General features: G+C 60.0%; 9 protein-coding genes. 7 read left to right on the top strand and 2 right to left on the bottom strand.

The genetic code is table 11. The features are described 5' to 3' along the window. A partial coding sequence (locus ACIQV9_RS27680; RefSeq protein ID WP_403108193.1) for a retention module-containing protein occupies positions 1-1,551 on the bottom strand: 1,551 nt, incomplete at its 3' end. A 359-nt stretch (positions 1,552-1,910) separates the two neighbouring features. On the opposite strand from ACIQV9_RS27680, the gene ACIQV9_RS27675 reads away from it, so the two are divergent. The 7 genes from ACIQV9_RS27675 (at position 1,911) to ACIQV9_RS27645 (ending at position 10,799) form a co-directional block, all read left to right on the top strand. Then, the gene (locus ACIQV9_RS27675) at positions 1,911-3,263 is read left to right on the top strand and encodes a TolC family outer membrane protein (protein ID WP_403108190.1); all 1,353 of its coding nucleotides are present in this window, start codon (positions 1,911-1,913) and stop codon (positions 3,261-3,263) included. Positions 3,264-3,299: 36 nt separating this feature from the next. Continuing rightward, entirely contained in the window at positions 3,300-5,456 is a 2,157-nt protein-coding gene (locus ACIQV9_RS27670) for a type I secretion system permease/ATPase (protein WP_403108188.1), read from the top strand. Further along, positions 5,446-6,813 carry an HlyD family type I secretion periplasmic adaptor subunit gene (locus ACIQV9_RS27665; protein ID WP_403108186.1) on the top strand — a complete coding sequence of 456 codons (1,368 nt, stop codon included), beginning with the start codon at positions 5,446-5,448 and terminating at the stop codon, positions 6,811-6,813. Before ACIQV9_RS27670 ends, ACIQV9_RS27665 begins: the two co-directional genes overlap by 11 nt. 302 nt (positions 6,814-7,115) lie before the next feature. Continuing rightward, the gene (locus tag ACIQV9_RS27660; RefSeq protein WP_403108184.1) at positions 7,116-8,003 is read left to right on the top strand and encodes a TauD/TfdA dioxygenase family protein; all 888 of its coding nucleotides are present in this window, start codon (positions 7,116-7,118) and stop codon (positions 8,001-8,003) included. A 17-nt stretch (positions 8,004-8,020) separates the two neighbouring features. After that, positions 8,021-9,046 carry an ABC transporter substrate-binding protein gene (locus ACIQV9_RS27655; RefSeq protein ID WP_403108183.1) on the top strand — a complete coding sequence of 342 codons (1,026 nt, stop codon included), beginning with the start codon at positions 8,021-8,023 and terminating at the stop codon, positions 9,044-9,046. 5 nt (positions 9,047-9,051) lie between these two features. Continuing rightward, entirely contained in the window at positions 9,052-9,912 is an 861-nt protein-coding gene (locus tag ACIQV9_RS27650; RefSeq protein WP_403108181.1) for an ABC transporter ATP-binding protein, read from the top strand. A gap of 20 nt (positions 9,913-9,932) precedes the next feature. Continuing rightward, entirely contained in the window at positions 9,933-10,799 is an 867-nt protein-coding gene (locus ACIQV9_RS27645; protein ID WP_403108179.1) for an ABC transporter permease, read from the top strand. A gap of 52 nt (positions 10,800-10,851) precedes the next feature. Here ACIQV9_RS27645 and ACIQV9_RS27640 read toward each other — a convergent pair. Beyond that, positions 10,852-11,036, bottom strand: a 185-nt coding sequence (locus tag ACIQV9_RS27640) for a hypothetical protein (RefSeq protein ID WP_403108176.1), incomplete at its 5' end; no start/stop codon positions are given.

Genomic DNA, 11,036 nt, shown 5'->3' with positions numbered 1-11,036 from the left:
GATGGTAATGACCGAGCCATTGCTCAAGGTCACGGTCATCGGCGTGCCGGCCGGGTTGGTCAGGGTGGCGGTGTAAGTGATCTGGCCGCCTTCGACCACGGTGCCGGTGGCGCCGAGGCTCAGGCCGGTGTTGTCGACCGAGTCGGTAATGGTGGTGACCGCGGGCGTAGTGCTCGGCACCAGGTTCTCGAAGTTGCCACCGGTGGCGCCAGTGATCGTGGTACTGACGGTGCTGCCGTTCTGATAAACGTCATTGGCCGCGGTGTCGACGTTCACGGAGCCCGTGGTTTTGCCGGCTTCGATGGTGATGGTCGAGCCGTTGGACAGGGTGACAGTGACCGGCGTTTGAGCCGGGTTGTTCAGCGTGGCGGTGTAGGTGATCTGGCCGCCTTCGGTGACCGTCGAACCCGCCGTCAGTGTGAGGGTGGTGGTGTCCGGCGAGTCGGTAATGGTGGTCACGGCCGGGGCCGGGCTTGGCACCAGGTTCTCAAAATTGCCGCCGGTGGCACCGGTAATGGTGGTAGTGACCGTGTTGCCGTTGTTATAGACATCGTTCGCCGGTGTGGACACGTCGACGCTGCCAGTGGTTTTACCCGCATCGATGGTGATGGTCGAACCGTTGGACAGGGTGACGGTGACCGGTGTCTGCGCCGGGTTGGTCAATGTCGCGGTGTAAGTAATCTGGCCGCCTTCGGTGACGCTGGCGCCGGCGGTCAGGGTGACCGTGGTGGTGTCGACGGTGTCGGTGATCTGGGTCACGGCCGGGGTCGTCGGCGGGGTGACGGTGATGCCGTTGCCGCCCGTGGTACCGGTGACGGTCACGTTGATCTGGGTCGAGTCTTTATAAACAGTGTCGTTCGGCGCGAGCGGGACGTTGACGGTGCCGGTCAGCTGGCCGGCCTGGATCACGATCACCGAGCCATTGGACAGGGTGATGGTCAGGTCGGTCAGCGGTGCCTGGGTCAAAGTCGCGGTGTAAACCAGTACGCCACCGGCCTCGGTGATGGTCGGCGTGGCGCTGAGGCTCAGATTCGATTCGCGCTGCACATTAGCGCTGGTGTCAGCCGTCAGGCCACCGGTGGTGAGTAGTGCAGTCTGTGCCGCAGTGCTGAGGCCCGCGGTCGGGAAGCCAATGGTCGGGTCGACCCGGCCAGCGGTTGCGTCCAGCATCACGAAGCTGTGACCGCCACCTGCCGCACCGCCCGAGCCCGCAGCGGTCGGGCCGGCTGCGGTGGCTTCGAGTTCAGTGGTCGGGTCGGCACCGGCAACGATGGCTTGTTGCAGTTCTTCAACCGATGGCGCGGCTTGTGCAGTGGCTTCTGACAGGTCCGTGCTGGAATCCGGATCGCTGGCGCTCCATTGTGTGTCGCGGCCCAGGTCCAGGGGCCGGCCATCAGCCAGTTCAAGCGTAACGGCGCCCGCTGCGCCAGTGTCTACCTGATCGCCGACAAACAACCGGTCGCCTTCAACGAGTACGCGGCGAATGCCCTCTGGGGACACCGCGAAAACCTGACCGACAATGCTTTTGACGATGGCAACAACACTGCTCATTGAAGACTCTCCGGGTGTCACGTTCAGTTGACTTCCATGGACCTGATGGCGTGTTCGCCGAATCAGTCTGGACGTAATTTCAAGATATTAGAGGCACAACTTTGACGCGGTTAATCGTCAACAAATTGGCTATATTTTTTCGCTATAAACTATATGCCAAACTATTGACCTTAGTGTTGTCATCCTAAACACTCGCCCCCGTAATGTCACATTGATATTTAGGTAACTACCTGGCCCACAGAGTGTGACTCAGTTCCAAATTCAACCTTTCCGACACACGGTCATTCCGATGGTCATCATCCGATGCAGCGGCACGTTCTGCAGTGATTCAAGACAAGTAATTCCGGGAAATTCCAACCATGCGTTTGCACCTGTTCAAGGCTTTACCCTTCGCCCTTGCCGCCAGTTTTGTTCAGGCGCAGTCACTTCCGGAGGCCATGCAACAGGCGCTGGATGTCCATCCGGAAATCCAGGCAGGTGTTAATAGTCGATTGGCCGCGGATTATCAGTTAAAGGCAGCAAAAGGTGGATACCTTCCGCGGGTCGATCTGCTGGGCGGTTATGGTCGCGAAGGTACCGACAGCGTCACCACTCGTGCTGCCGGCAACGACAATCACTGGGAAACCTTGAACCGCAGCGAGTCTAGTTTGCGTCTGTCGCAAATGGTCTTTGACGGTTTTGCGACGTCCAGTGAAGTGGGGCGTCAACAAGCCACCGTTAATTCCCGTGCTTATTCCTTGTTGGGCACGTCCGAACGTACCGCACTGACCGTGGCCCAGGTTTATCTGGATGTACTGACCCGCCGCGAGTTCGTGCGCCTGGCCACAGATAACTTGAAAAGCCACGAGCGCATTTATGACCAGATCAAGTTGCGCACCCAGCGCGGCGTCGGCAGCGGTGCCGATCTCGATCAGGCCGAAGCGCGTATGGCCCAGGCCCGCAACAACCTGATCACCGAACAGACCAACCTGGCGGACGCCGAGACCAACTTCCTCAGTGCCGTGGGCCAGATGCCGGATCAACTGGAGCGTCCTGCCGATTTCCTCGCGCTGTTGCCGGCCAACTTGAATGAAGCCCGGGCACAGATGCTGGAAAACAGCCCGATCCTGCGTTCGGCCGAATCCGATATCGCTGCGGCGGAGAAACAGTATGACGCCGCCAAATCGTCCTTCTACCCTCGCTTCGATGCCGAACTGGGTCGCTCCGCCGACAACGATCTCGACGGTCAGAACGGTCACAGCAATGAATGGCAGGCCATGTTGCGCATGCGCTTCAATCTGTATGCCGGCGGCAGCAACAAGGCGGATCTGGAATCCAAGTCCTACCTGTCCAACCAGGCCCTGGATATCCGCAACAACGCCCTGCGCGTATTGAATGAAGAGTTGGGCCTGGCCTGGAATGCGTTGAACAACGCCAACGCCCAGGTGCCGATCGCCCAGCAATATGTCGATCACAGCACCAGCGTGCGCACCGCGTACCAGAAGCAGTTCAGTCTTGGCGAGCGCACCCTGCTCGACCTGCTCGACAGTGAAAACGAGCTGTTCACCGCTTCCCGTCGTCTGGCGGAGATCAAAAACATTCAGTTATTTACTCAGTACCGAATCAAGGCGACCATGGGCGAGTTGCTCAAGAGCCAGGGAGTGGTCGCACCGTTGGCATCCGTTGTGCAAAACGACGTGAAGCCCAGGGTCCAGCTACCCGGGATGAATTGAGTCTTCCCTTTTTACTGTTAGCCAAGAGTGCCGAGCGTGGAATCAGAAGTCAGTCGAGTTCAACTCATTCATGATCCACGCGCGCTGCACGACGATCCGTTACTGGATGGTCTGCTTGCCCTTTGCACCCTGCATCAGAAACCGGCCAGCGCCGCGATGCTGACCACCGGCCTGCCGTTGCCCAAGCAGCGTCTGAGCGTTGAGTTGTTGCCTCGTGCCGCCGCTCGCGCCGGTCTGCAAGGGCGGGTGCTGGTGCGCAAGCTGGAACAGATTCCGGCGATTGCGATGCCGGCGCTGTTGCTGCTCAAGGATGGCCGCAGCGCCGTCCTGCTCGGCTGGCACGGTGAAGACCAGGCCCGCCTGCTGATAAGCGAAAGCGACGGCGGCGAAAGCCTCGTCAGTCGCGAACTGCTGGCCGACGACTACATCGGCAAAGTGTTCTTCGCCCAACCCCAACACAAATTCGACGTCAATCACGGCACGCTGATCCCGCGCGCTCGCTCGTGGTTTCGCGACACCCTCAAGCGTTCGCGCTGGCTGTACGCCGACGCCATCGCCGCCAGTTTCCTGATCAACATCATCGCCATGGCCGCGCCGCTGTTCGTGATGAACGTCTATGACCGCGTGGTGCCGAACCAGGCGGAATCGACGCTGTGGGTGCTGGCCATCGGCATCACTGGCGCTTATATGTTCGACCTGATCCTCAAGAGCCTGCGAAGCCTCTGTCTGGATCTGGCCGGCAAGAAAACCGACCTGATCATCTCGGCGACATTGTTCGAGCGCATCGTCGGCATGGCCATGAAGTACCGCCCCGCACGGGTCGGCAGCTTCGCCCAGAACATCCATGAGTTTCAGAGCCTGCGGGATTTCCTGGCCTCGCTGACCCTCACCAGTCTGATCGACCTGCCGTTTACGCTGCTGATCTTCATGGTCATCGCCATTCTTGGCGGGCATCTGGTGTGGATTCCGGTGCTGGCGTTCCCGATTGCCCTGCTGATCGGCTATGCGCTGCAGAAGCCGCTGGTGGCGACCATGGAACGAACCATGGCCCTGGGCGCCGAGCGCCAGTCGAGCCTGATCGAAACCCTCGCCGGCCTCGATGCGGTGAAGGTCAACAACGCCGAAAGCGAACGCCAGTATCAGTGGGAACAGACCATCGGCACCCTCAGCCGCCTCGAGCTGCGGGTGAAAATGCTCTCCGGCCTGGCGATGAACATCACCTTGCTGATCCAGCAACTGGCCGGGGTGATCATGATCGTCTTCGGCGTGTACCAGATCATCGCCGGCAACCTGAGCATGGGCGGTCTGATTGCCTGCTACATGCTCAGTGGCCGTGCGCTCAGCCCGCTGGCTTCGTTGTCCGGCCTGCTGACCCGCTACCAGCAAGCGCGGGTGACCATGGTCTCGGTGGACCAGATGATGGAGCTGCCGCAAGAGCGCAACTTCGAAGAGCGCCCACTGAGCCGCAAGGTGCTGCAAGGCGCCATCGAATGCCGGCAGATGAACTTCACCTATCCGAACCAACAGAATGCGGCGCTGAACAACATCAACCTGATCATCAAGCCGGGCGAGAAGATCGGCATCATCGGTCGTAGCGGCTCGGGCAAAAGCTCCCTGGCCAAACTGCTGGTGGGGCTCTATCAACCGGACGACGGCGCGCTGTTGGTGGACGGCGTCGACATCCGTCAGATCGACGTCAGCGAGTTGCGCCACAACATTGGCTATGTGGCGCAGGACATCCAGCTGCTGGCTGGCACCCTGCGCGACAACCTGGTCTCGGGTGCGCGCTACGTAGAAGACGAAATGGTCCTGCAAGCCGCCGAACTGGCCGGCGTGCACGAGTTCGCCCGCCTGCACCCGCAAGGCTATGAGCTGCAAGTCGGTGAGCGCGGGCAGAACCTGTCCGGCGGTCAGCGCCAGAACGTGGCCCTGGCCCGTGCGTTGCTGCTAAACCCGCCGATCCTGCTGCTCGACGAACCGACCAGCGCCATGGACAACACCGGCGAAGAACGCCTCAAGCAACGCCTCGCGGCGGTGATCGAAAACAAGACCGTGGTGCTGGTGACGCACCGGGCATCGCTGTTGTCGCTGGTGGATCGCCTGATCGTCATCGACCGTGGACAAATACTTGCCGATGGCCCGAAAGCCGCCGTGATGGAAGCGTTGAAAAAGGGGCAGATCAGTGTTGCTTAAGTCGGGTTTCAAGGATTCGATCCGCCGTTACTTCAAAGGCTCCGAGTCGCTGCATGGCCAGCCACTTCCGGAGGTCAATAAAGCCCTCATCGAAGACGCCCCGCGCGTGGTGCGGCTGACGATCTGGGCGATCATCGGCTTCTTCATATTCTTGATGCTCTGGGCCAATTACGCGGTGATTGATGAGGTCACCAAGGGCGACGGCAAGGCGATTCCGTCGTCGAAGATCCAGAAAATCCAGAACCTTGAGGGCGGTATCGTCTCCGAGCTGTTCGTCACCGAAGGGCAGATCGTCGAAGCCGGCGCGCCGCTGATTCGCCTGGACGACACGCGATTCGCCTCCAACGTCGGCGAAACCGAGGCCGATCGGCTGTCGATGCTGCTGCGTGTGGAGCGCTTGAGTGCCGAGGTCGATGACCGTGCGCTGAACTTCCCCGCCGATGTGCTCAAGGCTGTTCCCACTCAGGCGGCCAGTGAAGAGTCGCTGTACATCAGCCGTCGTCAGCAACTGTACGATGAAATCGGTGGCTTGAAGGAGCAGTTGATCCAGCGTCAACAAGAGCTGCGCGAGTTCACCTCCAAACAGTCTCAGTATCGCAATGCGTTGTCGCTGCAGCGTCAGGAAATCAACATGTCCGAGCCGTTGGTGGCTCAGGGCGCGGTATCGCCAGTGGAAGTTTTGCGACTCAAGCGTGCCGAGGTCGAAACCCGTGGGCAACTGGACGCCACGACGCTGGCAATCCCGCGCGCTGAATCGGCGATCAAGGAAGTGCAGCGCAAGATCGACGAGACGCGCGGCAAGTTCCGCAGCGAAGCCCTGACCCAACTCAATGAGGCCCGCACCGATCTGAACAAGGCCCAGGCCACCGGCAAGGCGCTGGAAGACCGGGTCAGCCGGACGCTGGTGACCTCGCCGGTGCGCGGCATCGTCAACAAGCTCCTGGTGAACACCATCGGCGGCGTGATCCAGCCGGGTAGCGACCTGGTGGAAATCGTGCCACTGGACGACACCTTGCTGGTGGAAGCGAAGATTCGCCCGCAAGACATCGCGTTCCTGCATCCGGGTCAGGAGGCGACGGTGAAGTTCACGGCGTATGACTACACCATTTACGGTGGGCTGAAGGCCAGGCTTGAGCAGATCGGTGCCGACACCATCACCGATGAAGACAAGAAGACCACTTACTACATCATCAAACTGCGCACGGATCGCAGTCACTTGGGGACGGATGAAAAGCCGTTGCTGATCATCCCGGGGATGGTGGCTTCGGTGGATATCATTACTGGCAAGAAGACGGTGCTGAGCTACCTGCTGAAACCGATCATCCGGGCGCGGGCCGAGGCGTTGCACGAGCGGTAGTTCTCGGTTGGGGCTGATGGCCTCTTCGCGGGCAAGCCTCGCTCCTACGAGGGAGGGTCCTCACAAGTCCCTGTAGGAGCGAGGCTTGCCCGCGAAGGCGGCCTCAAGAACGGCAAAACCCAAAAGCCATATCGTTATTCGCTAACGGTATTTAAATTTCAATTCTTATACCTATAAAGTCATCCTCCTGCGTACCTGCCGACCAATCGGCGCGCCGCACGACACGAACCAACACGGGACCTCCGTGAGTTTCTTGATCGACGCGCGCGCCTTTGAGCGTGCCGTGCGTGGGAGTGATTTTTATGTCAGCCGTCTCTGCGTCACCCGCAATCGCCCCACAAACCTTCGACATCCGCCCGTTCAGTGGCGCTGTCGGTGCCGAAATCATCGGCCTCGACCTGTCCCGCCCGATCAATGATCAGGACTTCGCCCGCATCCACCGCGCGCACCTGGATCATCACGTCGTGGTGTTCCGCGACCAGCGCATTACCCCCGAGCAACACATTGCCTTCAGCCGTCGCTTTGGCGTGTTGCAGATCCACGTGCTCAAGCAATTCCTGCTGGCCGGGCATCCGGAAATTCTCATCGTTTCCAACATCATCGAAAACGGCCAATCCATCGGCCTTGGTGACGCCGGCAAGTTCTGGCATTCCGACCTTTCCTATAAAGAACTGCCAAGCCTGGGCTCGATGCTGCACGCCCAGGAGCTGCCGTCCGAGGGCGGCGACACGCTGTTCGCCGACATGCACAAAGCCTGGGACAACCTGCCCGAAGCGCTGCGCAAAGCCGTCGAAGGTCGCTCGGCCGCGCACTCCTACACCGCGCGTTACAGCGAGACCAAATTCGAAGGCAACTGGCGCCCGACCCTGACGCCGGAGCAACTGGCTCAGGTCGCCGAAGTGGTCCACCCGATCGTGCGCACGCACCCGGAAAACGGTCGCAAGGCGTTGTTCGTCAGCGAAGGTTTCACCACCCGCATCGTCGGTTTGCCGGAAGACGAGAGCAAGCAACTGCTCGACGAACTCTATGCACATAGCGTCTTGCCGCAAAACATCTACCGCCATCAATGGCAGGCCCACGACCTGGTGTTCTGGGACAACCGATCGCTGATCCACCTCGCCGCCGGATGCCCAAGTCATCTGCGCCGCAAGCTGTATCGCACCACCATCCAGGGCGACGCGCCTTTCTGATTTGTCGGAGAACTTCCATGTCCAAACGTCTTCCATTCGCGCCGCTGGCCGCTGCCATCGGTTTGGGTTTGAGCCTGATCGCCGGCAGCCTGGTGGCGCCGGCCGTGGCCCACGCCGAAGGTGAAATCCGCATCGCCGAGCAGTTCGGCATCGTCTACTTATTGCTCAACGTGGTGCGCGATCAGAACTTGATCGAGAAGTACGGCAAGCAGGAAGGGATCGACATTAAAGTCGACTGGACCCAGTTGTCCGGTGGCGCGGCGGTCAACGATGCGCTGCTCTCAGGCTCAATTGATATTGCCGGTGCAGGCGTCGGTCCGTTGCTGACCATCTGGGATCGCACCCACGGCAAGCAGAACGTCAAAGCCGTCGCCTCCCTCGGCAACTTCCCGTACTACCTGGTGAGCAACAATCCCAAGGTCAAAACCATCGCCGATTTCACCGAAAAGGACCGCATCGCGGTGCCGGCAGTCGGCGTTTCGGTGCAGTCGCGCTTCCTGCAATACGCGGCCGCCAAGCAGTGGGGAGACAAGGAGTTCAATCGCCTCGACAAGTACACCATTGCCGTACCGCATCCGGACGCCACGGCCGCGCTGATCGCCGGCGGTACCGAGTTGAGCGGGCACTTCTCCAACCCGCCGTTCCAGGATCAGGCGCTGGGCAACCCCAACGTTCATGTGGTGCTGAACACCTACGACCTGCTCGGCCCGAACTCGCCGACGGTGCTGTTCGCCACCGAGAAATTCCGTGACGAAAACCCGAAAACCTATAAAGCCTTCGTTGAAGCGCTGACCGAAGCCGCGCAGTTTGCCCAGAACGATAAAGGCGCCGCAGCGGACACTTATATTCGTGTCACCAAGGCCAAAATCGACCGCGCCGCACTGCTGAAAATCATCGATAACCCGCAGTTCGAATTCAGCGTCACACCGAAAAATACCTACCCACTGGCCGAGTTCCTGTACCGCGTCGGCGCGATCAAAAACAAACCGGACTCTTGGAAGGATTACTTCTTCCAGGACGCCAAACCGCTGCAAGGGAGCTGATCGAGATGAACGCCCCTTTGCAAGGCCACACGGTCAGCAAACCGAACGCGACAGCCCAGGCGCTGTTGTCGGTCGACCACGTCAGCCTCGAATACCGCACGCCGCAGCGGGTGGTTCGGGCGACGCATCAGGTCAGTTTTGAAATCGATCCGGCGGACCGCTTTGTGCTGCTCGGGCCGTCCGGTTGCGGAAAATCAACGTTGCTCAAGGCGGTCGCCGGGTTCATCCAGCCGTGTGAAGGGGCAATCCGTCTCCAGGGGCAAACCGTTCATGCCCCGGGGCCGGACCGGATCGTGGTGTTCCAGGAATTCGATCAACTGCCGCCGTGGAAAACCGTCAAACAGAACGTGATGTTTCCGCTGCTTGCCTCGAAAACCCTCATGCGCAAAGAGGCCGAGGAGCGAGCGCTGCACTATCTGGAAAAGGTTGGTCTGGCGGCGTTTGCCGATGCCTATCCGCATACCTTGTCCGGCGGCATGAAAGCGCGGGTGGCGATTGCTCGGGCGTTGGCCATGCAGCCGAAAATCCTCTTGATGGACGAACCCTTCGCCGCCCTCGATGCGCTGACCCGCCGCAAGATGCAGGAAGAATTGCTGCTGCTCTGGGAAGAAGTGCGCTTCACGCTGCTGTTCGTCACGCACTCCATCGAAGAAGCGTTGGTGGTGGGCAATCGAATCCTGCTGCTGTCGCCGCATCCGGGGCGGGTGCGGGCGGAAGTCCACAGCCATCAATACGATTTGCACAGCCTTGGCGGCGTGGCGTTTCAAGCGTCGGCGCGGCGGATTCATCGGTTGTTGTTCGACGAAGGTCAGTCGCCGGAAACCGAGCGTGAGCTGGATTTTTCCGACATTCGCATTGCTTATTGAGCCATTGAGAGGAGTGCCCGATGAGCCATTTATCATCTGCGCGTGAAGAATTCGAAACCGTTTTGCAGCCATTGACCAGCGTGCCGGTGGAGCGCGAATTGCCGCTGGGCCAGCGCCTGTGGCAACAGGCCTGGCTGCGTAAAGGTCTGATCCTGATTTTGCTCGCGGTGCTGTGGGAGGTGGTTGCGCGCATTCAGAACAACGACCTGCTGCTGCCGAGTTTTCTGCAAACCTCTAGCGCGCTGTATGACGGTTTGCTCAGTGGCGAGTTGCTGGGCAAAGTCTGGATTTCGTTGGTGGTGTTGCTCAAGGGCTACTTGATCGGCATCGTCCTGGCGTTTGCCTTGACGACCCTGGCGGTGTCGACGCAGTTCGGGCGCGATCTGCTGAGCACCTTGACCTCGATGTTCAACCCGCTGCCGGCGATTGCGTTGTTGCCTTTGGCGCTGCTGTGGTTTGGTCTGGGGCAGAACAGCCTGATTTTTGTGTTGGTGCACTCCGTGCTCTGGGCCTTGGCGCTGAATACCTATGCCGGGTTTCTCGGTGTCTCGGAAACCCTGCGCATGGCCGGGCGCAATTACGGCCTCAAGGGGATGCGTTTTGTGTTGTTCATCCTGATCCCGGCGGCACTGCCGTCGATCCTTGCCGGACTGAAAATCGGCTGGGCTTTCGCCTGGCGCACGCTGATTGCCGCTGAGCTTGTGTTTGGCGCTACCAGCGGCAAGGGCGGGTTGGGCTGGTACATTTTTCAGAATCGTAATGAGCTGTACACCGACAAGGTGTTTGCCGGGTTGGCGGTGGTGATTTTGATTGGGTTGCTGGTGGAGAACCTGGTGTTTGATTCGTTGGAGCGGGTGACGGTGAAGCGCTGGGGGATGCAGCGCTAATTTTTGCGGTGTCTGGCCTGGCCCCATCGCGAGCAAGCTCGCTCCCACAGGATCACCGCAAGCCTGTGGGAGCGAGCTTGCCCGCGATGGCGATCTTCAATTCACCACAAATCTCCCCGGCTAAACCTTGGCCTGCGCCTGCGGGAGTGTCATAAATTTTGTGTTCGGGCATAACATGTAGCAGAGGTGCATGTATGCCAACCAAAAAGAAACCGGCCCGTGAGGCCCAGCGTGACC

The organism is Pseudomonas sp. NPDC099000 (assembly GCF_044759925.1).
GTDB lineage: Bacteria > Pseudomonadota > Gammaproteobacteria > Pseudomonadales > Pseudomonadaceae > Aquipseudomonas.
The sequence above is the reverse complement of the archived record's forward strand: the minus strand, read 5'-3'. Positions and strand labels throughout refer to the sequence as shown.

What these genes read in the sequence shown, in the direction of transcription:
- ACIQV9_RS27675 (WP_403108190.1), top strand. Translation starts at nt 1,911, where the DNA reads ATGCGTTTGCACCTGTTCAAGGCTTTACCCTTCGCCCTTGCCGCCAGT.
- ACIQV9_RS27660 (WP_403108184.1), top strand. Translation starts at nt 7,116, where the DNA reads ATGTCAGCCGTCTCTGCGTCACCCGCAATCGCCCCACAAACCTTCGAC.
- ACIQV9_RS27655 (WP_403108183.1), top strand. Translation starts at nt 8,021, where the DNA reads ATGTCCAAACGTCTTCCATTCGCGCCGCTGGCCGCTGCCATCGGTTTG.
- ACIQV9_RS27650 (WP_403108181.1), top strand. Translation starts at nt 9,052, where the DNA reads ATGAACGCCCCTTTGCAAGGCCACACGGTCAGCAAACCGAACGCGACA.
- ACIQV9_RS27645 (WP_403108179.1), top strand. Translation starts at nt 9,933, where the DNA reads ATGAGCCATTTATCATCTGCGCGTGAAGAATTCGAAACCGTTTTGCAG.